This window comes from Bacillus sp. 5mfcol3.1 (genome assembly GCF_900114335.1).
In the GTDB taxonomy this organism is placed as follows: domain Bacteria; phylum Bacillota; class Bacilli; order Bacillales; family Bacillaceae_G; genus Bacillus_A; species Bacillus_A thuringiensis_S.
On the sequence record NZ_FOST01000002.1, the window covers coordinates 1,082,585 to 1,104,574 of the forward strand.

Genomic DNA, 21,990 nt, shown 5'->3' on the forward strand with positions numbered 1-21,990 from the left:
AAAATTAAGGTGAAACGATTAAGTAATGTAGTTTGGAATGTGTATATGCGTAATATATTAATGTAAGTATATTAGCACATATAAAATAAATAATCACTATAAGTTTCATATTCGTTTAGTGTAGAGTCAGAATATGAAATATTGCATATGAAAATACATTGAAGTTCATATTTCTGATTACTATAATCTATTTAGTAGAAAGGGAATACGTTATAGAATTAATCATTATAGATTAATATAATGATTAATAATTATTAATAGGAGGATTGATGTAATGAAAATATTTCAAAAAATGTGTGCGTCAACTGTAATCATTACAACACTTTTAGGAACAGGAGGCACTATCAATAGTGTATATGCTGATTCTATAGAACAGCAGAGTAAATTAGGGATAGAACAAGAAACAGATAAGCAAATCATTGTAAAATTTAAAGCGGATTTGGATTTGCCATATGAAGATGGTATTGAAAAACGAATACAATCTCAAACGAATGATAAAGTAATAAAAGATCTTTTGACAGAATATCCAGATGTAACATTTACTCGTTTATTCACATCTGTAAGCCCGGAACAAATACAAAACCTTGAAGTGAAAGCACCTAATCATGTATCTACAAGTTTATTAAACTACTATATTCTTCAAAATCAAAATAGTGGGTATGAAGAAATAGTAGATAAGTTAAAGGCATCTTCTTTAATAGAAGATGCGTATATGAAGAAACAAGAGAAAATAATGCCACCTGAAGTGCAATCATCAAGTGTAGCTCTTAATCCTAATAACAATCCTAGATTTAAAAAACAAGGTTATCTTGAAGCAGCCCCATACGGTATTAATGCGCCTTTCGCCTGGGGAATTCAAGGCGGTAATGGAAATGGTATTACTTTTGTTGATATGGAATACGGATGGCTATTAAATCATGAGGATTTATTACATCAAAATATTGAATTAATGTCTGGAAGAAATATAAATCAGCATGTCGGTCATGGGACGTCTGTACTAGGAATTGTATCCTCTGAGGACAATGAAGTCGGGAATATTGGGATTGCGCCAAAAGCGAAAGCAAAGGTTATCTCTCAAATAAGAGATAACGGACAGTATAATACGGCTGATGCAATATTAAGCGCTGTAAATGAGTTAGAAGCTGGGGATGTTTTATTATTAGAGGCGCAAGCATCCTTTGATGGATATGGTGATAAATATTTACCTGTTGAAGTACAACCAGATATTTTTGATGCAATTCGTGCTGGTACAGATAAGGGAATTGTAATTATAGAGGCTGGAGCAAATGGGTGGAATGATTTAGATCAGTTCAAAGATAGAAAAGGTAAGCAAGTCTTAAATCGTAATAGTAAAGATTTTAAAGATTCGGGTGCAATTATGGTAGGAGCTGGCTCTTCATCTTTCCCTCATGAACGTATGTGGTTTTCGAATTATGGAAGCCGTATTGATGTGTACGGATGGGGAGAAAATGTAGATACAACTACAGCCGAGCAAAGTAGAAGTGCTGTAAATCTTTATACTTCAAGCTTTAGCGGAACATCTAGTGCCTCGCCAATTATTGCTGGGGCAGCCACTTTAGTACAAAGCATTGCTAAAGAAAATTTAGGACAACCATATAGACCAAGTGAACTAAGAGCAATATTAAGCAACCAGAGCACAGGAACAAAATCTAAAGATCCATATGCAGATAAAATTGGTGTTTTACCAGATTTGAAGTCTATACTAGTAAACTTAGGTTATGAACAAAGAAAACCAAACGGTGGGAATGAGTTACAAGTAACAGAAAATGAACCAAACAATGAGCCTAGACAGGCAAATAAAGTTAACTTTCATACACCGGTGAAAGGAACGCTACATAATAGTGATAGAGTAGATGTATTTACTTTCCAAATTGACTCACCGGAAAATATTAATATTTCTCTACTAAATGAACAAAATATCGGAATGACATGGGTACTTCATCATGAATCAGATTTAAATAACTATGTAGCATATGGTGAAAATGAAGGAAATGTAGTTAAAGGAACTTATAATGCAAAGCCAGGGAAATATTATTTATACGTCTATAAATATGAGAATAAAGATGGTTCATATGTATTGAACATAAAATAAGCAAAAGGAACTTCAGATGAAGTTCCTTTAAATTTTTCTAATTTAGTATATGTGAATGATTTTTTAACTTTACTTCTATGCAATATTTCATATTGATGAAATGTTATTTATTTTTTATGAACTAGCTTATATTATATTCAATAAGTTTGATGTAAAAACAGAAAAAGTGAGGGATAATAATGAGCAATAAGAAGTTAATTTTGAAATTATTCATATGTAGTACAATATTTATCACATTTGTATTTGCTTTACATGATAAGAGAGTAGTTGCAGCTAGCTCTGTTAATGAGCTTGAAAATTGGTCAAAATGGATGCAACCTATACCTGATAATATCCCGTTAGCACGAATTTCAATTCCAGGAACACACGATAGTGGGACGTTCAAGTTGCAAAATCCGATTAAGCAAGTGTGGGGAATGACGCAAGAATATGATTTTCGCTATCAAATGGACCATGGAGCTCGCATTTTTGATATAAGAGGACGTTTAACAGATGATAATACGATAGTTCTTCATCATGGGCCATTATATCTTTACGTAACACTGCATGAATTCATAAATGAAGCGAAACAATTTTTAAAAGATAACCCGAGTGAAACAATTATTATGTCTTTAAAAAAAGAGTATGAGGATATGAAAGGGGCAGAAGGTTCATTTAGTAGTACGTTTGAAAAAAATTATTTTGTTGATCCTATCTTTTTAAAAACAGAAGGAAATATAAAACTTGGAGATGCTCGTGGGAAAATTGTACTACTAAAAAGATATAGTGGTAGTAATGAATCTGGAGGATATAATAATTTTTATTGGCCAGATAATGAGACGTTTACCACAACTGTAAACCAAAATGTAAATGTAACAGTACAAGATAAATATAAAGTGAATTATGATGAGAAAGTAAAATCTATTAAAGATACGATGGATGAAACGATGAACAATAGCGAGGATTTAAATCATCTATATATTAATTTTACAAGCTTGTCTTCTGGTGGTACAGCATGGAATAGTCCGTATTACTATGCCTCTTATATAAATCCTGAAATTGCAAACTATATAAAACAAAAGAATCCTTTGAGAGTGGGCTGGGTAATTCAAGACTACATAAATGAAAAGTGGTCACCATTATTGTATCAAGAAGTTATAAGAGTGAATAAGTCATTAATAAAAGAATAAAGATGATGAGAGTAAGAAGCGATAAAATATATCGCTTCTTTTTCTTTTCCAATAACCAACAATAGAAATTGTACTTTTATAATAGAAAAAAATAAAAACATAAGATATAATCATACATATAAAATTTGTACCTATAAATTTTATATGTATGATTGAATTTGATTTGTTGTAATGAAATGGAGGTATATACTATGAAGTTTCCACATGATTTTTTATTCGGAGCTGCTTCAGCTTCTTATCAAGTAGAAGGTGCATGGAATGAAGATGGAAAAGGTGTTACGAATTGGGACGAGTTTTCAAAAATTCCTGGCAAAACATACAATGGAACAAATGGTGATGTAGCTGTTGATCATTATCATCGATATAAGGAAGATGTTCGCTTAATGGCTGAGATGGGATTAGAATCGTATCGTTTTTCTATTTCTTGGGCGAGAATATTGTCGACTGGAGATGGAAAGGTAAATGAAAAAGGGATTGAATTTTATAACAACTTAATTGATGAATGTTTAAAATACGGGATTGTGCCGTTTGTCACTTTATATCATTGGGATTTACCATTACCGTTAGAAAAAGATGGTGGATGGACGAATAAAAGAACAGCAGAGGCTTTTGTAAAATATGCAGAAACTTGTTTTAAGGCATTTGGTGACAGAGTTAAGCATTGGATTACTTTTAATGAGACAGTAATGTTTTGTGGATTAGGTTATTTAAAAGGTGCACATCCACCAGGAATCCAAAATGATGTTCCAAAGTATTTTCAAGCGACTCATTATGTATTTTATGCACATGCGAAAACAGTTGCGGTGTACAAGCAGCTGAAACAATATGGTGAGATTGGGATTACACATGTTTTCTTACCTGCTTATAGTGTGGATGATCAAAAAGAAAATATACAAGCAGCAAATCATGCGAATGAATATGAAACGTATTGGTATTATGATCCAATTTTAAAGGGCGAGTATCCGTCTTATGTTGTACAACAATTAAAGGAAAAAGGATGGACTCCTAATTGGACGGTTGAAGAATTAGAAATCATTAAACAAAATGCAGAAGAAAATGATTTTATTGGCTTGAATTATTATCAACCAATACGAGTAGAAAGATACGATATGGATATAAAGAGTGAGGAACATTCTCGAGAAAACTCAACGCTTGCTCCAGGTAACCCTTCTTTTGATGGTTTTTATCGAACAGTTAAAATGGATGATAAAACATATACAAAATGGGGATGGGAAATATCTCCCGAAGGTTTCTTAGAGGGATTGCATATGTTGAAAGCGCGTTACGGTGACATAAAGATGTATGTAACGGAAAATGGACTTGGTGATGAAGATCCAATCATTGACGGAGAAATTGTAGATGTTCCGAGAATTAAATTTATTGAAGCGCATTTAAAAGTAATGAAGCGTGCAATTGAAGAGGGAATTAACTTAAAAGGTTATTATGCATGGTCAGTGATTGATCTTTTAAGTTGGTTAAATGGATATAAAAAGCAATATGGCTTTATTTTTGTCGATCATAATGATAACTTAAAACGTAAGAAGAAACTTTCGTTTCATTGGTATAAATGTGTGATCGAAACGAGAGGGGAAGAGTTATAACAGATAAAAGAGTATTTTAGGAGAAAGTGTATGAGTGCAAAGTATAAACAAATTGCAGATGTGTTAGAGCAAAACATTCGAGATGGGCTTTTTAATGAAACGAAAAAACTACCTACAGAAGAAGCGTTGATGAATCGATTTGAAGTAAGCCGTAATACGATACGTAAAGTAATTAGTCAGCTTGTGAATAGAGGTTATATTTTTCAAGTGCAAGGTAGTGGCATGTTTTTACGCGAAACTTCTGTAACAGATTACATTAATTTAGGAAGTTTACGTGGATTAACGAAAAATCTTGTTTCACAAAATATTGAAACGAAAGTGTTAGAGCTGGAAGTAATAGATGCGGACGAAGAGATAGCAAAGCGGATGCAATGCGAAGCTGGAACTAGGTTGTATTTTTTGAAGCGCTTAAGAATTGTAGATGCTAAACCATTCTCTATTGAAGTAAGTTATTTCAAAAAGGATATTATTCCATATTTGAACGAAGAAATAGCATTAAGCTCTGTATACAGTTATTTCATTGAAGATTTACGATTAAATATTGGTTTTGCTGATAAAGTTATTAGTTGTGAAAAAGTAAATAAAGAAAATGCACAGCTTTTAGAATTAAATGAAGGTGATCCGGCGCTTCTTATTGAAAATACAGTGTATCTTGTAAATGGAACAATTTTTGAGTTATCTCAGTCGATGTTTCATTATGAAAAGGCGAAACTTTTAAATCGAATTAATTTTAAATGAAAAATTATCGTGTGAAAAAAGCAACTGGTCCTAAGTGATCAGTTGCTTTTTATTTTTTAAGTGGATGAGCAAAAAAACACGAAAGTGGTTGGTCCGCTTTTTGCAAACATCTATTATGATAAGAGAAGAAAGGTAGTATGTTATCAACGTTTTAAAGAGGAAGGTTTTTATGTAAGTTCTTTAATTAAAATAGATAGGTCTTAGAGAGGTGAAAAGACAATGAGTTTTGCAATTTCACTAGTCGTTATTATTGTAATTGTATCGCTATTTGGGACTGTACTAGTTGCAAGAAACGTGGAGGAGAATTACGGTAAGTCTACAAAAAGAAATGTGAAAAACTTATCTGCAATCTATATTCTTCTTCTTTTTGTTCTACTGGCCGGGGTAACATGGTATGCGGTAATGATTTGATAGTTTGTAAAAGAACTGGAAATGAGAGTATGAAGTTGGAATTTCAGAAGCTATTGAGTAATCAGAAAGAGAACCATTTTGGATATATCCATTTACGGATAAGAAAATGTGACTAATTAATACTATTTTTACGGTGAATACTGTTAGTAAAAAATGAGGATAGTTCGTTTTGAAAGGAGGAAACTAGATGGAATGGAAACCAAATCGTGCAGATAAGACACCTGTATATAAACAAATTGCTGATTATATTGAAAGAGGCATTTCTTCAGGTGAATTTCCTTCTGATAGTAAGTTACCTTCTGAGCGTATATTGGCAAAGGAATTACAGGTGAACCGGAGTACAATAGTAGCTGCGTATGAAGAATTAAAATCACTTGGAGTAGTAGAACGGCAAAAGGGAAGCGGAACACGGGTTAATACAGACATATGGGGTGTCTCACATAAACGAATACCGAACTGGGGTAGGTACGTGGAGGATGGATCGTTCTTACCTAACGTACCACTCGTTCAACAAATTCGAACGGAAACACAAAAAGATGATTTAATTAATTTAGCGAGTGGTGAACTGTCACCAGAATTAATTCCGAGTGATAGATTTCGAACAATTTTGGCGGAGAAAACATTTATGGAAAATCTCGGCTATGACCATCCACTTGGAAATGAGATGTTGAGAAAAACAATTGCAGCACATGTTCAGCAATATAAACAAATTGAAGCAGATTCAAGCTCTATTCTTATTACGTCTGGAGCACAACAGGCGCTTAATCTTATCGTTCAATGTTTATTAAAACCTGGCGATGCGATTGCGATTGAAGATCCGTCATATTGTTTTTCGCTTCCAATGTTTAAATCGGCCGGTTTAAACATATTTCATTTACCTGTTGATGAGCATGGAATGAATCCAGATGACTTAATCGATTTGCACAAAAAGCATCGCATTCGTATGGTATTTTTGAATCCAGATTATCAAAATCCAACAGGTACTGTGCTTTCATTAGCGAGACGTAAAAAAATTTTAGAACTGTCTTCTGAGTTCGGTATACCAATTGTAGAAGATGATCCGTATAGTTTAATTTCTTTTAATGGAGAAGTGAACCCGACATTAAAATCAATGGACCAAAATGGAAATGTTCTTTATATAAGTTCATTATCAAAAATTGTTGCATCAGGATTACGTATTGGATGGATAATTGGTCCTACACGTGTAATTGAGCGTTTAGCAGATGCAAAGCAACAAGTTGATTTTGGCCATAGTGTATTTACGCAGTGGGTAGCAAATCAATTTTTAGAATCAAAGGATTTTCATACACATATTACGATACTTCGTGGACAATTGAAGCAAAGAAGAGATGAATTAATTGCAGAGCTTGAAGGAACATTGGGAGACCGAGTTGAATGTTTCGTGCCAGAGGGTGGAATACATGTATGGTGTAAAGTGAAAGGAAAGTTTGATGAATATCACTTATTAGGTGAATCTATACGGAATGGTGTCGCATTTGTTCCGGGCAGTGTTTTAGGTTCGAAAAATGAATATATACGATTTACGTTTGGTAGAGCGAATATAGAACAAATTCAACTTGGAATTAAACGGTTTGCCGACACGCTAAATGAAATTTCATAATATGGATGTGTGATAGTGAAATGAGGGAAAGAAATGAAGTACGTGATGCTTTTACTTCAAGTAGGCGTGCTATATATATTTAGCTTAGTGGGTACGTGGATTCAGGAAATATTCCATCTATCAATACCGGGAAGTTTAATAGGGATGTTAATGCTGTTCCTGCTCCTTTCCACTCGCATTTTACCGTTAAAATGGTTTGAGTTAGGTGCGGAAAAGTTAATCGTATTTTTACCGTTATTTTTAATCCCTTCGACAACAGGGCTGATGGAATACGGGTCTTTTCTTTTAAGTAAGGGGAGTATTATATTCCTTTTAGTAGTTGCAAGTACTGTAGTAACTTTGATTGTTTCAGGGTATATAAGTCAATTATTAATAACAACAAAAAAATAAAATCGACAAGGTGCACGATTCAAATGGTCTTAATTATTATTACTGTAGCAATTTATTTCTTGGCGACAAAGCTATATAAAAAATTTACGTTTGCATTTACGTTACCGGTGTTAACAGTTACGGCAATTATGATTTGTTTATTTTTGATTTTTGGTATTTCTCATCATGAGTATAGGGAAAATGGAGGAGACATTCTTTCAAGCTTATTGAGCCCTGCAATTGTAGCATTAGCCATACCTCTATTTAAAGAGCGAAAGATACTTATGAAAAATTTTTTATCGATACTTATTGGAGTAGTAATAGGTATAGTGGCTGTAACGGGTATGAATGTAGTGATTGGCGGAATTTTAAATATAGATAAGGAACTTATATTAACTACTTTACCACAGTTAGCAACGATGCCTATTGCCTTATCATTAGCGGATCAAATTGGTGGTATTCCATCTATGACTTCTAGTTTTGTAGTTGTTGCAGGAATAACAGGTGCTATTATCGGACCAACAGTACTTAAGCTTTTCAGTATAACAAGTACGATTGGAAAAGGAGTTGGAATGGGCTGTGCATCACATATTATCGGTGTGAGCCGTTTAGTGAAGGAAGGCGAGAAAGAAGCGACTATCGGTTCGGTAACGATGATTGTAACTGGAATACTCATTAGTATACTAATACCGTATGGAACGAAATTTATTTTTTAAATGTAATGGAGATGATAACAATGACAACATGGTTTATAGTTACATTATTTGTTTTTGGAGCTATTAAAGTATTAGTTTCTAGCATGCCCACTTCTGTTGTAGAATCAATTATTAGTAAATTTGAATTGCATCAAAAGCTTGAGGCGGAAAATACTTCTATATCGATAGATGGAAAAAATATAGAGGGAGAAATGAAACTACAAGTTATTCATGAATTTAATGAGGCTTTGTTTTTAGATAAACATTATTTCCCGCCGCACGGAGAAGGGACACCAATAGTCATTGATACGAAGAAAGGGAATAAAGAGATTAGGTTTTCTCTATATAGCTATGAGGAACATGTTGATGTCATTAAGCAATATAAGAAGAAAGTCGTTGCCTATCGTTTACGCTCTAAAAGCCTTCAAACACTGGCACCATTAGCAATAATGGAAGAGTATGCTTAAGAAGGGACCTATAATGGTCTCTTTATTTTTTTATCCAATTATATACGTTCCAAATAAAAGAATAAAAAATCATATAACCAAATAAAGAATATGTATGGTTCCAATTCGCACTATGTACAAATAAACCTAAACTTTCAGCAATCTGTTCAAAAAGGCTAGCGCAAATACCGATCGAAATAATAAATAGAATTCTAGAAACTTTAGATAATTTTTTTGAAATGTGTATAAAGATAACTGTTAAAATCGGCAGTACGAACAATGTAAAAGCTATATTAACTAAAAATGTGGATGAGAAGGGTCTAGCTGGAAAGGAATATATTTGTTTATGAACAAAAAAAGCATCTAAACAAGTTCCAATAATAGAAGAGAGAAAGATTGTAACTACTAATGCTAGAAACTCATTCTTCTTCTCGGAGGAGGACATTTTTCTTTGCGAGAATTGCGAGTTCAATTTTTTCGAGTGTTTTGCAGTAGTCTTCTGTAATTTGTCCATTTATATTTTCCTCCTTATCAACTAAGTAATTTACAACTTGCCAATCGGTAAACCAATCTTCACTGTCAACTTCTTCATGCTTCATATCTCGCCATGCATAGACGAGTGAAGGACTGTATATACGATAAGCGCCACTTCGCAACTGGCATTTTTTTATTCGGCGCTTATAAAACTCACGGGAAAAAGATTCATTTACACTTGAAAATAAATGGGGCCAGTAATCTTTCCTTGAGCCTGTATGCGGATGATGTTGGGCCCAGCTTATTATTTGAGATAAAACATGTGTATCTCGAAATAATAATGAATACAATCTTTTTCCAATTAATATGCGTTCATGTAAGGAAGTGAAATGTTTCATTGTATCACCAAATAGTAATACTTTTTGTTTTTTATCATTTTCGTAGAATGGGAAAAGGATATGATTAAACTGAAAGAAATCAAAGAGTTTAAATCCAATACTATTTAGTACAGTCTTTTTAAATTGTACATTTTGAATCACTCTTTTTTCTAAGTAGTTTTGTTCATTAACAATAGTTGCAATCGCTAATGTTTTTTTGTTGCCTGTTTTCCAAAAATCGTTCCACATCGTTTCCATAAATGTAGAAACATTTAGGTGAGGGAGAAGGTGAAATAACTTTTGTGATCTCTTTACACTTTGTTCGTAAAGTAAAAATTGAGGGTATACATCTTGGAAAATAAGCCAATTCCCTCTTTCTAAAAAAGAAAAAAATATGAATTGATCTTTCTCTGATAAAATTCTCGTATATAAATCGCCCTTTAAATCAGTCATATTCCAACCGCCGTTACGTGATACCATATGCCCAAGCAGTGCCCAATGTATTTCTGGATATTGAATGTAAAATTGGTAGTATGCGCGTGTTCTTGTAACATTATTTTTATTTAGCTGTTCTGTTTGTATTTTTATTTTGTTGATGATGAGTTGCTCTTCTTTCGTTAATTTATACATGGTATCAGAAGGAATAAGTTTGCTTTTTTGTTTCAATTCATTTTTTACATCGAATAGGGAGAGAGGCAGTGCTTTGGAAGGTCCGTTATATGTATGATATGAATTGTGTCGGTCCATTCCGTTACCTCCCTTTTTCATAAATTTAAACATGATTATTGGCTATGAATCATTCTATTTATTTTATTACGAGTATAAGAAATAAATGAGCGGTGTTTTTTTACAAGGAATTTATTTATCATGCAAACAGTATAAAAAATCTTACTGTTGTGAGGTGAAATGAAAAACAGAAACTAAGTTTAATAGTTTCTGTTTTTTTATTTTGTCAATTAAATGTAACAAACGACGATTATGATTTGAATCAATTGAAAATAATTCAATAAATATTATTTAAATTGAGATGTTTCGTAGGAGGAAAAGGAATGTTAAATAAAATAATTTTAATTACTGGTGGTACAGGTTCGTGGGGGCATGAACTTATAAAACAACTATTAGAAAAATCACCGAAAGAAATTAGAGTTTTTTCAAGAAATGAAACGGTTCAGTTTGAAATGCAGCAACAGTTTATAAATGATGATAGGCTAAAATTTATTATTGGAGATATTCGTGATAAAGATCAACTAGTCTATGCATGCCAAGGTGTACATTATGTGTTCCATCTTGCAGCTTTAAAACATGTTCCAGTATGTGAGTATTATCCTTATGAAGCTATAAAAACCAATATACATGGTACGCAAAATGTAATTGAAGCCTCTATACAGATGCAAGTTGAAAAAGTTATATATGTTTCAACGGATAAAGCAGCTGATCCATCAAATACGTATGGGATGACAAAAGCAATTGGTGAAAAATTAATGGTTCATGCGAATATACAAACGAAGAAAACAAAATTCATTTGTGTTCGTGGTGGAAATGTTTTAGGAACGAGTGGAAGTGTAGTACCGCTTTTTAAACAACAAATTAAAAGATCTTCACAAGTAGGGATTACCGATGCGAATATGACTAGATTTTTCTTAACAGTTGAAGATGCTGTTGGGTTGTTATTTAAAGCCGTATCTCAAGGTAGAGGCGGGGAAATCTTTGTTATGAAAATGCCGGCATGTAAAATAACAGATTTAGCAGAATTGTTAATTGAATATTCAGGAAAAGAAAATGTTAAGGTAAAAGAGGTAGGGATAAGACCGGGTGAAAAATTAAGTGAAATGCTTCTATCTGAGGTAGAGAGTAAAACAAGTATAAGTTTTGATCAAAATTATTTTGTGGTACTACCGACTATTCCTATTGAAGGACTTCAAGAATATTATGCTAGCTATCCGCTAGTGGATGTGAAGAGTTTTAGTTCTCAACAAGACTTGCTTGCAAAACATGAGGTGAAACAAATGCTATTAAAAGGAGGGTTTTTGCGATGAAAAAAAATGCGAGCCTTTTAATAACTGGTGCAAATGGTTTCACAGGACGCCATGCTTGCCAATATTTTTTAGAGCAGGGCTTTCATGTAATTCCTATGTTTCAAAATCGTGCACATAGAGAAAAAATTAGAAATGGTATTACTTGTAATTTAACTAATAAGAGCGAAGTAATGAAGGTAATGAAACAAATAAAGCCAGACTACGTATTGCATTTAGCAGGAAGGAATTCGGTTATAGAATCTTGGACAGCTGCTCTTGAGTATATAGAGATTAATGTAATAGGAACGTTATATTTATTAGAAGCAATTAAGCAAGAAGCCTCGCATTGTAGAACATTAGTTATAGGATCTGCTTTGCAAGCAGATAGTATGAACGAAATAAAAATTTCAAATCCATATAGTTTAAGTAAAACGATGCAAGTCATTATTGCAGAGGCTTGGGGAGGATTAATGGATTCAAATATTATCATTGCAAAGCCCTCAAACTTAATTGGTCCAGGGGAATCGAATGGCATTTGTTCGATTCTCGCAAAGAAAATGTTAGATATAGAATCAGGTAGAAGTAAATCCATTATTGAAGTAAACAGTTTGAAAGATAGTAGAGATTTTCTAGATGTACGTGATGCGATTAAAGCGTATCATGTGTTATTACGAGATGGAATAAATGGAAAACAATATAATATCGGATCAGGAGTAAAACGATCTTTATTAAATGTACTAGAACAATATAAAGAATTAACACAGCTAAATTTTTTTATAGAGGAAACAGAGAAAAATGGGAGCGACTCAAATGAGAGTTTAGCAATAGAGGAAATAAAAAGGTTAGGTTGGATCCCAGAAATTGAATTTCATCAATCATTAAAAGATGTACTTGAGTATGCGAAGTGTAGTGACATCTGCATGCAATGAAAAACAAAAAAGGGTGTAAGAAATATATGAATGATTATGAAATAATAGATAATCAAAATACGCTATTTCTTTCAATTGTTGATACGTTGGATTGGAGAGATGAAGAAGCGCATGTATTGCATCTTTATGAGGCAATACATAAATATCAAGCGTATGTAGAAGAAAAAAGGGTTAATCAAATAAAGTCAGCATTAGAGACGGAAACTAGATATGTGATTCAAATCTTTGCTCAATACGAGTGTAGTGAGTATGGAAATGATTTTTATGAACTCATTAACGATCTTTTACAAGATATAGAGGTGGAGTTAAAGATTTATATAAAAAATAATAAGTTTATTTACATTTAAAAGGTAAAGAGAAAGCTAGATTTTTAATAATAAAGGTGGGTATAAGTTATGAGCAAAACGATTCTTTTTACTGGGGGCGGTACAGCTGGACACGTTATGATTAATATTGTATTAATTCCTAAATTTATAGAGAAAGGCTGGAGAGTCGAGTATATTGGATCAAAAAATGGAATTGAAAAATCATTAGTGCAAAATGTTAAATACAATAGTGTTTCAACGGGCAAGCTTAGGAGATATTGGGATTGGGAAAATTTTAAAGATCCTTTTAAAATTATACGAGGTTGTTTACAAAGTTATAAATTAATTAAGAAAACAAAGCCTGACGTTATCTTTTCAGCAGGAGGATTTGTTTCAGTTCCTGTAGCTATAGGAGCATGGTTAAATCGTGTGCCTATAATTATACGTGAACCAGATAGCACATTAGGACTTGCCAATAAAATAGCGTTACCTTTTGCTACAAAGCTATGCACAACATTTCCTCAGACAGGAGAAAATGTAAGTAATGAGAAGAAGGTTTATGTAGGACCAATTGTAAGGGAAGAAATTGAGAAGGGTAACGTATTACGAGGAAGAAGATATTGTGAATTTCAGCAAGATAAACCAGTATTATTAATTATGGGTGGGAGTCAAGGTGCTAAGTGGATAAATGATATGGTAAGGGAATGTTTAGATACAATACTATTAAACTTTAATATTATTCATATATGTGGTAAAGGAAAGGTAGACCCATCTATTGGCATGGAGGGGTATATGCAATTTGAATATATAGGCGACGAGTTGCCGCATATACTAAATATGGCAAGTGTTGTAGTTTCCAGAGCGGGTTCTACTGCTATTTCTGAATTGTTATTTTTGAAGAAACCGATGTTGCTTATCCCGTTAACTAACAGTTCCAGTAGGGGAGATCAAGTTTTAAATGCTGAATATTTTTCACGGCAAGGATATGCTGAAGTTATACTCCAAGACAGAGTAAGTACGAATACATTTATACATGCAGTAAATAAGTTGTATACAAATAAGGAGAAATATATTCAAAACATGAATGGATATAAGAAAACAAATGATGAGGGAATTCATCAAATAATAGATATAATAAATGAAGTGGTGAAGTAATAGAAATGTAAATAGAAAAACAAAAGGAAAGAAGGTATCTTCTTTCCTTTTTACTATATTTGTTCAAATTCATTATTATTTATTCTAATTAGTTATGTACTATCGGTGAATGCCGTTTTCTAATAGCTCAGTAAATGCATGAATATGAATAGGTTTACTGTAATAATAACCTTGAATAAACTGACATTTATTTTTTTGAAGGAAATTTACGTGCTCTTTTGTTTCTACACCTTCAGCAATGACAGACATTCCTAATGTATTTGCTAATGTGATGATCGTTTTAATAATTTCCATTCCATCATCACATGTTTCAGACATTGTAATAAATTCTCTCGGGATTTTTAACGTATCAATTGGATATAAAGGTAAGTAGGCTAGCGAAGAATAACCTGTACCAAAGTCGTCGATTGAGATGTGAATCCCTAAACTTTTTAGTGTACGCAGTTTTATCAATGTTTCTCGCTCATCCATCATTGCAATTCGCTCTGTTAATTCAAGATCAAGAGAGCTTGCTGGTAAACCTGTATTTGTTAAAGTAGAAGAAATAGATTTTACAAAATCCTCTTGTTCAAATTCTTTAGCAGATAAATTTACACCTATTTTTAAATGTGAATATCCGAGTGCGTGCCAACGTTTCATTTGCTTACAAGCCTGCTCTAATGTCCATTTTCCTATTGAAATAATTTGTAGTGTTTCTTCTGCAATCGGAATAAACTCGTATGGAGAAATAATACCTAATTCAGGATGATTCCACCTAATTAAAGCTTCTGCACCGATAATTTTATTAGATTCACTATCAACTTGAGGTTGATACAAAAGGAACAATTCTTCATTTTGTAGTGCGTTTGGTAAATCTTTTTCTAATCGTAATCGTCTTTCAATTTTTTTAGCGATTACATCGTCATAAATAGAGACAGAATTAAGCTCTTTTGCTTTTGCATCATACATTGCAACATTAGCGTTTTTCAGAAGTGTAGCGGTATCGATTCCGGAATGTGGATAAATAGCGATACCGATACTCAGTGATAAAGTTAATTTATGCTCATGTATGATAAATGATTTTTTCATGCATTCAAATAATTGGTTACATAATTGGAATAAGTAATCTTCGTCAGTATAGTTTTCAATTATGATTGTAAATTCATCGCCACCGATTCTTGAAAGATGAGTATGTGATGGAAGACATGATTGGAATCGCTTTGCTACTTCTTCTAATATGTAATCTCCTGACGAATGTCCAAGTGTATCGTTAATTGCTTTAAAGCGATCTAAATCTAAATATAATAATGCAAACTCGCTTTCTGTTATTTTAGCATTTTTTATAACTCTCTTTAATTTCTTATGGAAAAAGGCACGGTTCCCAATTTTCGTTACAGTGTCATGGAATGCTAAATATTTTATTTCTTCTTGCTGTTTTTTTAGTGCAGTAATATCTTTCACCATAATATAGCTTCCTGAAATTTGTCCGTCTATTATAATAGGAATGATTGTAACGTATAAAAAATAAGTAAAGCCATCTTTATATTGAGAACTAAGTTGTAAGAATGCCGATTCTTGTTGTTTCACTTTTTCTAATGCCAATGCTAGCTTATGCTTATCTTCATCTAAAATGATTGAAAAACAAGTTTCACCTAGTAGCTCATCCGTTGGTGCCCCAAGTAGTACACTCCCAGCCTTATTTACATTTAAGAATATTCCATTTAAATCAATGGTGAAAATAGGGTCAGGATGATATTCATATAATGATTTAAACTTTTGTTGTTTTTGAGAAAGAGCCTCTGATTTATGAACTAAATCAGACGTCCGTACAGTAACTTTTTCTTCTAGTTGGGCATTAAATGCCTGCAAACGTTTTGTTAAGGAATTGTTTTGCATACGTACGATAGAATGACGAATGAGTACGAAAATAAAAGTAATACAATTCCCTGTAATGAGAGTTGAAGATGATGTTTGTTCTTTTAATGTAAACCCGATTAGTATTGCAACAGCAAGATAGGGAAATACAACTAAAGCTTTTTTTCCTATTATAGGGTTTACAATGAAATAATTTTTATGGCTATTATGATCTTCTGAAATAGAGCCAGCTATTGCAATAAGTAATATAGGTATTCTATATAAAAGACGTAATAATGTTATTGTTTCTGTTGATAAGTGGTTATTTAAGTAAAAATAAATATAGTTAAAAGTTGCAGAACTTATTAATACAAAAATAAATATATAAATTTTCCGTTTGGAATTAAAAATTGTTGGACGGAAAAAGAGACTAACACCTAGCAGTAGAAATAATAAATCTGCAATTGGATATAAAAATGAAAGGAAAACATCCCCTAGTGAAAGAGCGAATATATTTAAATTTGGCTGATTAAATAAATACCATTCTAATGTAAATATGGAAGTAAGCACTATGCATATATCACAAATAAAGAACGCTTTTTCCCATTTATTGCATTCCTTTAAAATTTTATAGCAGAAAGCGATAAGACAGAAAAATAGAAAAAACATGTAAAATACATCAGAAATAGTAAAACGATCTATTGGAATTTCGAAGAAGCTATCTTGATATGTATATACTATTTTCCCTAATAAAAAACTACCAATTGCTATTGTAATACATATCCAAAACGGATTTGAACTGACTTTTTTAGAATATATAGAGTAAATCAGTGATACAAATGTAATGGCTTCAACGACAAGTGAAGCGAAGCGTACATCTGAATTTGAAAAATGAGTAGGGAACAGATAGAAAAACATAAAATAGATTGAATAGCATATTAATGTTCCGATTAATATACATAATTGTAAATTTTTATTTAATTTCAATGAAATCACCTTCTTTAATTATGCACTATGTTCGTTATATCTATACATAATAATATTATTTAAGAATTGTATCAGATTTCCTTATAAAAATCATGTTTATAAGGAAAGTGTTAAAGAGTATAAGTATTCTTAAAGTTGAAAAAATATTACGGTTGATAGTATAGACTGTATCAAGACTTTAAATAGAAATTGTATATTTAGTCATCCTTTGAATTGTAAAGTTTTTTTAGTAATTTGTAAGTGGAGATGCAAAATTGCATATAAAATGATGGGGATTTTTATTTTTAGTCTGAAAATTAATATTTGTAGAAATGTTAGGAAAAGATATAAAATAAGAACGTGTATTCTTACAGAGTGGAATAGTATTGCCACTAAATAGGGAGGTTTTTTTATGATATATCGAATTAAAGATGCAGAAATATACTATGAAATTGTGGGGGAGGGTAAACCGGTCATTATCATACATGGCTGCGCTCCTGACCATAGGTTAATGATGAAATGTATGGAATCAGTATTTCAGAAATATGAAGGTTATAAGCGAATATATATTGATTTACCTGGAATGGGAAAATCGAATGCTCCAAATTGGATAAATAGTTCAAATCGTATAGTAGATGTGCTTATCACATTTATTGAGGAAATCATTTCTACTGAAAAATTTTTATTGGTAGGAGAATCATATGGAGGCTATTTAGCCAAAGGTATACTTACAAAGATGTTTGAGAGAGTTAGCGGATTATTATTAGTATGTCCTGTTGTTGTAGCGGAGCCAGAAAAAAGGATTCTTCCAGATAAACAGGTAATTGTACAAGATGAGGAATTTTTAAATACGCTCACTTCCACAGAAAGAGAGGAATTTTGTGAGTTAGCTGTAATAGCAAATGAATATACATATAAGCGATTTAAAGAAGAAATTAAGCCTGGGTTAGATGTTGCTAATTATGAATTTATTGAAAGGTTGCAAAAGAATTACTCTCTTACTATGGATTTTCAGCATGAAAAATATGAAAATCCCGTTCTTTTACTGACTGGAAGACAAGATATATCAGTAGGTTATCAAAATATTATAGAAATTATTGAAGAATATCCAAGGGCAACGTTAGCAGTGTTAGATATGGCAGGGCATAATTTGCAAATTGAGCAGCCTGAATTATTTGAGAGTTTAGTAGGAGAATGGATTAGACGAACAAATCAGCACAGTTTATAAAGTATTTTAGTATTACCCCTAAGTGTTGAAATGGGATAAATGAACTTGATTTATTAACTTATCTCGCTATTTGCCGGGCAGCCCGATTAGTGAGGGCTGATTAAAGTTTCACTTTATAAAAAATTTTAAGGAGAAATTATGAGCACATATATTTATATGGTTAGACATGGTGAATCACCAAAACTAGAAGGAAATGAAAGAATGCGCGGGTTAACTGAGAGGGGACATATGGATGCCCGTGGAGTAACTGACATATTAAAAGCGGAGAGGATTGATACTTTTATTTCCAGTCCTTATAATCGGGCTATGTTAACGATAGAGGAGTCAGCTAATTTCCATGAAAAAGAAATAGTAGTATATGAAAATCTTAAAGAGTGTATGTTTTCAAGTGAGGATCAGGTTATATCAGACAAGGAGGTGTATCCACTTGTACAGAAGATGTTCTCTAATCCGGACTTCGCACGAACGGAAGGAGAGTCATATGCAGATTGCCAGAGAAGAGTAGTGAAAGTATTAAAAGAAATCTTAATGGATTTTCGAGGATGCAAAATTGTAATTGGTACACATGGGCTTGTCATGACATTAATGATGAACTATTTTGATAAACAATATGGTTTTGAATTTTTAATGAATACGTCAAAACCGGATATATATAAGATGGAATTTAAAGAAGAACAATTAATGAATGTAGAGAGATTATGGAAAGCTGAATAAAATTAGTTGCATGGATTTTGTTGTAAAAGTTACTTTTATAGCAAAGTCTTTTTTTGAATAGAAAGCATCTTTATCAACTATTGTTAGAATGTTAAATAAATAAGTAATTATTCAGTCTTTGAATAAATTATGGAGAAATTGGTTTAGGGAAACAATTTTAAATGTGTCAAAACTCCAAACGTTGGATTTATATTCAATAGGAGAAAAAGATGTAGAATTTTGTCTTACAGTCCCCGTTTACTTTTCATTTCATTACATATAGGCTTTGTGGTGTAAGGGAGGACATTACCTTTACGCAAAATCTATAAGGAGGTCATTGTAATGAAACAGATTAAAAAGTTTGCGGGAGTTGCTTTAGCGGGGACGATTGGATTAAGTGGACTACTGTTTTTAGAACCAAGTGTAAGCGTTGCGGAAGCACAGCAAGTGAAAGTAGAAAATTTCAATACAATTGATGTAACGATGAATCTAAATGAATTGTATGTATTAAGTGGCAGAAGCATTGATATTCTTTCTGGAGATAAAGAAGCAATTCAGTTAAATAAATACACAATTAGTTTTAATAAACCTGGGAAGTATGTGATTAAAGTAAATGGCTGTATTTATGATGATGTATATACTTTTATTGTAAATGAGTAGTATATATTCTTAAATTGCGAGATAAAAACAGAAACACCCTATTTGCGATGAGAGTCGTAAATAGGGTGGATTTATTTGTATTAAGCTGTACTTTAAATATGTTCGCTAATTTTCTTTTTGCCATGTAAAGTATGTAAAAGTGTTTGAAACATCTTAAATGATTGCTGAAAGATTGGACTTTGAATAAAGGTGTACAGAAAAGTTACGATGAAAACAGGACCTCCTAGCATAAATCCAATAACTAGTACAATACATTCTACTATGATTCTAGCACGGCTAATAGAAAGTCCTGTTTTGTCTGAAATAGTAAGCATGAATCCATCACGGGGTCCAGCGCCAATCCCAGCCGCAACGTACATACCTCCCCCGATACCTGTAATGGCAATACCAGAAAATAAAATGAGTAAGTTTATCCATAAATAATTACTAGCGTCTGGAAGCATGTTTGATTGTAAGAAAAAGTCCATAATGGGACCGATAAGTAGTGCATTCAAAAATGTCCCCACATTTATATATTTTCGATCTACTAGTAAAGATATTAGAACGAGACATAACCCACATATGACACTCCACGTACCGATGGTCCATCCAAACTTTTGGTAGAGAGCCATATTTAAAACTTCCCAAGGGTGCAAGCCGAGAAATTTAACTTTGACTGCAAGAGCGTTTCCAAGGCCAAAGAAAATTAATCCTAAGAAAAAAAGAAAATAGCGAAAGAGAGTTAGCCTCATCTTTACAACCTCCCATATTTTATAATTATGTATGTTACCTGTTACGGTTTTAATGTACAAATATTATGTCTTTTTATCATTCGTTTAAAAATGTTAACAATGTAAATGAAATATACATCTTCACAGTCAAAAAAGTTAAAATATTTCGTTTTAAGGATTATAATGGAGAGAGAAACATAAAAGGGAGTGAATGAACTTGAAGCAAGAACTTATTGAAAGATTTACGAGATATGTAAAAATTGATACGCAATCGAATGAAGAAAGTCATACAGTACCAACAACACCAGGACAAATTGAGTTTGGTAAGTTATTAGTGGAAGAGCTAAAAGAGATTGGGTTAACAGAAGTAACGATGGATGATAATGGCTATGTAATGGCAACACTTCCAGCTAATACGGACAAGGATGTTCCTGTAATCGGATTTTTAGCCCATTTAGATACGGCAACAGACTTTACAGGGAAAAACGTCAAACCACAAATTCATGAAAATTTTGATGGTAATGCAATTACGTTAAATGAAGAGCTAAATGTTGTGTTAACACCAGAGCAGTTCCCGGAATTACCATCATATAAAGGACATACCATTATTACAACTGATGGTACAACACTTCTAGGAGCAGATGATAAAGCTGGTCTTACAGAAATTATGGTTGCAATGAACCATTTAATACATAATCCGCAAATTAAGCACGGGAAAATAAGAGTAGCATTTACACCGGATGAAGAAATTGGTCGTGGGCCAGCGCATTTTGATGTAGAAGCGTTTGGTGCATCATTCGCTTATACGATGGATGGAGGTCCATTAGGTGGTTTAGAGTATGAAAGTTTTAATGCTGCAGGTGCTAAGTTAACGTTTAACGGAACGAATACACATCCTGGAACAGCGAAAAATAAAATGCGCAATGCTACTAAACTTGCTATGGAGTTTAATGGGTATTTACCAGTAGAAGAGGCGCCAGAATATACAGAAGGCTATGAAGGATTCTATCATTTACTTTCTTTAAATGGTGATGTTGAGCAAAGTAAAGCGTATTATATTATTCGAGACTTTGATCGTGAAAATTTTGAGGCACGTAAAAATAACGTTAAAAATATTGTGAAGACTATGCAAGAAAAATATGGCGAAGATGCAGTCGTTTTAGAAATGAATGATCAATACTATAACATGCTTGAAAAAATTGAACCGGTAAGAGAAATTGTTGATATTGCATATGAAGCAATGAAAAGTTTAGACATTGAACCAAATATTCATCCGATTCGCGGAGGCACAGATGGATCACAATTATCATATATGGGATTACCGACGCCGAATATTTTCACTGGTGGTGAAAACTATCACGGTAAATTTGAGTATGTTTCGGTAGATACTATGGAAAAAGCTGTTCAAGTTATTGTGGAAATTGCAAGACGTTTTGAGGAGCAAGCTTAAAAAAGAACCAAGTAGTACGAATGTGCTACTTG

General features: G+C 32.6%; 21 protein-coding genes. 17 read left to right on the forward strand and 4 right to left on the reverse strand.

Going from position 1 to position 21,990, the window contains the following annotated elements; all coding sequences use genetic code 11:
- The first annotated feature begins 274 nt into the window (after positions 1 to 274).
- From BM089_RS15060 to BM089_RS15100, 9 genes are all read left to right on the forward strand, one after another.
- Positions 275 to 2,113 carry a S8 family peptidase gene (locus BM089_RS15060; protein WP_090977231.1) on the forward strand — a complete coding sequence of 613 codons (1,839 nt, stop codon included), beginning with the start codon at positions 275 to 277 and terminating at the stop codon, positions 2,111 to 2,113.
- A gap of 179 nt (positions 2,114 to 2,292) precedes the next feature.
- A complete protein-coding gene (gene plcA / locus BM089_RS15065) occupies positions 2,293 to 3,282 on the forward strand; it encodes a phosphatidylinositol diacylglycerol-lyase (protein ID WP_090977233.1) in 990 nt (329 codons plus the stop codon).
- A gap of 191 nt (positions 3,283 to 3,473) precedes the next feature.
- The gene (locus BM089_RS15070; RefSeq protein WP_090977235.1) at positions 3,474 to 4,883 is read left to right on the forward strand and encodes a glycoside hydrolase family 1 protein; all 1,410 of its coding nucleotides are present in this window, start codon (positions 3,474 to 3,476) and stop codon (positions 4,881 to 4,883) included.
- 30 nt (positions 4,884 to 4,913) lie between these two features.
- On the forward strand, positions 4,914 to 5,621 hold the full coding sequence (locus BM089_RS15075; RefSeq protein WP_001274912.1) for a GntR family transcriptional regulator: 708 nt from the start codon (positions 4,914 to 4,916) through the stop codon (positions 5,619 to 5,621).
- Positions 5,622 to 5,840: 219 nt separating this feature from the next.
- A complete protein-coding gene (locus BM089_RS15080) occupies positions 5,841 to 6,032 on the forward strand; it encodes a hypothetical protein (protein WP_000006458.1) in 192 nt (63 codons plus the stop codon).
- A gap of 187 nt (positions 6,033 to 6,219) precedes the next feature.
- Positions 6,220 to 7,653, forward strand: a complete 1,434-nt coding sequence (locus BM089_RS15085; RefSeq protein ID WP_000454956.1) for a MocR-like pyridoxine biosynthesis transcription factor PdxR — start codon at positions 6,220 to 6,222, stop codon at positions 7,651 to 7,653.
- 33 nt (positions 7,654 to 7,686) lie between these two features.
- Complete coding sequence (locus tag BM089_RS15090; protein WP_000878380.1) at positions 7,687 to 8,043, forward strand: CidA/LrgA family holin-like protein; 357 nt, start codon at positions 7,687 to 7,689, stop codon at positions 8,041 to 8,043.
- Positions 8,044 to 8,066: 23 nt separating this feature from the next.
- Entirely contained in the window at positions 8,067 to 8,738 is a 672-nt protein-coding gene (locus tag BM089_RS15095; RefSeq protein WP_074625419.1) for an LrgB family protein, read from the forward strand.
- A 20-nt stretch (positions 8,739 to 8,758) separates the two neighbouring features.
- Positions 8,759 to 9,184 (forward strand): YfmQ family protein, encoded by a 426-nt coding sequence (locus tag BM089_RS15100; RefSeq protein WP_000214633.1) that lies wholly within the window; start codon positions 8,759 to 8,761, stop codon positions 9,182 to 9,184.
- 22 nt (positions 9,185 to 9,206) lie between these two features.
- Here BM089_RS15100 and BM089_RS31525 read toward each other — a convergent pair whose 3' ends face one another.
- Both BM089_RS31525 and BM089_RS15110 read right to left on the reverse strand, forming a co-directional pair.
- The gene (locus BM089_RS31525) at positions 9,207 to 9,608 is read right to left on the reverse strand and encodes a CBO0543 family protein (RefSeq protein ID WP_015406501.1); all 402 of its coding nucleotides are present in this window, start codon (positions 9,606 to 9,608) and stop codon (positions 9,207 to 9,209) included.
- On the reverse strand, positions 9,583 to 10,761 hold the full coding sequence (locus tag BM089_RS15110) for a DUF2515 domain-containing protein (RefSeq protein WP_090977236.1): 1,179 nt from the start codon (positions 10,759 to 10,761) through the stop codon (positions 9,583 to 9,585). Before BM089_RS15110 ends, BM089_RS31525 begins: the two co-directional genes overlap by 26 nt.
- A gap of 302 nt (positions 10,762 to 11,063) precedes the next feature.
- Here BM089_RS15110 and BM089_RS15115 point away from each other — a divergent pair, with 302 nt between their 5' ends.
- The 4 genes from BM089_RS15115 to BM089_RS15130 are packed head-to-tail and all read left to right on the forward strand — an operon-like array spanning position 11,064 to position 14,418.
- Positions 11,064 to 12,050: a UDP-N-acetylglucosamine 4,6-dehydratase family protein gene (locus BM089_RS15115; protein WP_090977238.1), complete on the forward strand. Its 987-nt coding sequence runs from the start codon at positions 11,064 to 11,066 to the stop codon at positions 12,048 to 12,050.
- On the forward strand, positions 12,047 to 12,958 hold the full coding sequence (locus tag BM089_RS15120) for an SDR family oxidoreductase (protein ID WP_088025022.1): 912 nt from the start codon (positions 12,047 to 12,049) through the stop codon (positions 12,956 to 12,958). The genes BM089_RS15115 and BM089_RS15120 overlap by 4 nt, the downstream gene beginning before the upstream one ends.
- The gene (locus BM089_RS15125; RefSeq protein WP_071713492.1) at positions 12,955 to 13,305 is read left to right on the forward strand and encodes a DUF6572 domain-containing protein; all 351 of its coding nucleotides are present in this window, start codon (positions 12,955 to 12,957) and stop codon (positions 13,303 to 13,305) included. The genes BM089_RS15120 and BM089_RS15125 overlap by 4 nt, the downstream gene beginning before the upstream one ends.
- Positions 13,306 to 13,353: 48 nt before the next feature.
- The gene (locus BM089_RS15130) at positions 13,354 to 14,418 is read left to right on the forward strand and encodes an undecaprenyldiphospho-muramoylpentapeptide beta-N-acetylglucosaminyltransferase (protein ID WP_053563777.1); all 1,065 of its coding nucleotides are present in this window, start codon (positions 13,354 to 13,356) and stop codon (positions 14,416 to 14,418) included.
- A gap of 99 nt (positions 14,419 to 14,517) precedes the next feature.
- Here the strand turns inward: BM089_RS15130 and BM089_RS15135 are convergent, their stop codons facing one another.
- Complete coding sequence (locus tag BM089_RS15135) at positions 14,518 to 17,238, reverse strand: putative bifunctional diguanylate cyclase/phosphodiesterase (protein WP_044307328.1); 2,721 nt, start codon at positions 17,236 to 17,238, stop codon at positions 14,518 to 14,520.
- 391 nt (positions 17,239 to 17,629) lie between these two features.
- Between BM089_RS15135 and BM089_RS15140 the strand changes: the two genes are divergently transcribed.
- From BM089_RS15140 to BM089_RS15150, 3 genes are all read left to right on the forward strand, one after another.
- Positions 17,630 to 18,445 (forward strand): alpha/beta fold hydrolase, encoded by an 816-nt coding sequence (locus BM089_RS15140; protein WP_046392965.1) that lies wholly within the window; start codon positions 17,630 to 17,632, stop codon positions 18,443 to 18,445.
- A 138-nt stretch (positions 18,446 to 18,583) separates the two neighbouring features.
- On the forward strand, positions 18,584 to 19,159 hold the full coding sequence (locus BM089_RS15145; RefSeq protein ID WP_046392964.1) for a histidine phosphatase family protein: 576 nt from the start codon (positions 18,584 to 18,586) through the stop codon (positions 19,157 to 19,159).
- A 321-nt stretch (positions 19,160 to 19,480) separates the two neighbouring features.
- Positions 19,481 to 19,798 (forward strand): hypothetical protein, encoded by a 318-nt coding sequence (locus tag BM089_RS15150; RefSeq protein ID WP_000809495.1) that lies wholly within the window; start codon positions 19,481 to 19,483, stop codon positions 19,796 to 19,798.
- Between the two features lie 92 nt (positions 19,799 to 19,890).
- Here the strand turns inward: BM089_RS15150 and BM089_RS15155 are convergent, their stop codons facing one another.
- Positions 19,891 to 20,529: a YczE/YyaS/YitT family protein gene (locus BM089_RS15155; RefSeq protein WP_001241256.1), complete on the reverse strand. Its 639-nt coding sequence runs from the start codon at positions 20,527 to 20,529 to the stop codon at positions 19,891 to 19,893.
- Between the two features lie 196 nt (positions 20,530 to 20,725).
- Between BM089_RS15155 and pepT the strand changes: the two genes are divergently transcribed.
- On the forward strand, positions 20,726 to 21,958 hold the full coding sequence (gene pepT, locus BM089_RS15160; protein WP_000807014.1) for a peptidase T: 1,233 nt from the start codon (positions 20,726 to 20,728) through the stop codon (positions 21,956 to 21,958).
- The last annotated feature ends 32 nt before the right edge of the window (positions 21,959 to 21,990 follow it).

Coding starts and splice junctions, on each gene's coding strand:
- BM089_RS15100 (WP_000214633.1), top strand. CDS start 8,759: ATGACAACATGGTTTATAGTTACATTATTTGTTTTTGGAGCTATTAAA.
- plcA (WP_090977233.1), top strand. CDS start 2,293: ATGAGCAATAAGAAGTTAATTTTGAAATTATTCATATGTAGTACAATA.
- BM089_RS15155 (WP_001241256.1), bottom strand. CDS start 20,529: ATGAGGCTAACTCTCTTTCGCTATTTTCTTTTTTTCTTAGGATTAATT.
- BM089_RS31525 (WP_015406501.1), bottom strand. CDS start 9,608: ATGTCCTCCTCCGAGAAGAAGAATGAGTTTCTAGCATTAGTAGTTACA.
- BM089_RS15150 (WP_000809495.1), top strand. CDS start 19,481: ATGAAACAGATTAAAAAGTTTGCGGGAGTTGCTTTAGCGGGGACGATT.
- BM089_RS15070 (WP_090977235.1), top strand. CDS start 3,474: ATGAAGTTTCCACATGATTTTTTATTCGGAGCTGCTTCAGCTTCTTAT.
- BM089_RS15130 (WP_053563777.1), top strand. CDS start 13,354: ATGAGCAAAACGATTCTTTTTACTGGGGGCGGTACAGCTGGACACGTT.
- BM089_RS15110 (WP_090977236.1), bottom strand. CDS start 10,761: ATGGACCGACACAATTCATATCATACATATAACGGACCTTCCAAAGCA.
- BM089_RS15145 (WP_046392964.1), top strand. CDS start 18,584: ATGAGCACATATATTTATATGGTTAGACATGGTGAATCACCAAAACTA.
- BM089_RS15125 (WP_071713492.1), top strand. CDS start 12,955: ATGAAAAACAAAAAAGGGTGTAAGAAATATATGAATGATTATGAAATA.
- BM089_RS15120 (WP_088025022.1), top strand. CDS start 12,047: ATGAAAAAAAATGCGAGCCTTTTAATAACTGGTGCAAATGGTTTCACA.
- BM089_RS15090 (WP_000878380.1), top strand. CDS start 7,687: ATGAAGTACGTGATGCTTTTACTTCAAGTAGGCGTGCTATATATATTT.
- BM089_RS15060 (WP_090977231.1), top strand. CDS start 275: ATGAAAATATTTCAAAAAATGTGTGCGTCAACTGTAATCATTACAACA.
- BM089_RS15095 (WP_074625419.1), top strand. CDS start 8,067: ATGGTCTTAATTATTATTACTGTAGCAATTTATTTCTTGGCGACAAAG.
- BM089_RS15080 (WP_000006458.1), top strand. CDS start 5,841: ATGAGTTTTGCAATTTCACTAGTCGTTATTATTGTAATTGTATCGCTA.
- BM089_RS15085 (WP_000454956.1), top strand. CDS start 6,220: ATGGAATGGAAACCAAATCGTGCAGATAAGACACCTGTATATAAACAA.
- BM089_RS15115 (WP_090977238.1), top strand. CDS start 11,064: ATGTTAAATAAAATAATTTTAATTACTGGTGGTACAGGTTCGTGGGGG.
- BM089_RS15140 (WP_046392965.1), top strand. CDS start 17,630: ATGATATATCGAATTAAAGATGCAGAAATATACTATGAAATTGTGGGG.
- BM089_RS15075 (WP_001274912.1), top strand. CDS start 4,914: ATGAGTGCAAAGTATAAACAAATTGCAGATGTGTTAGAGCAAAACATT.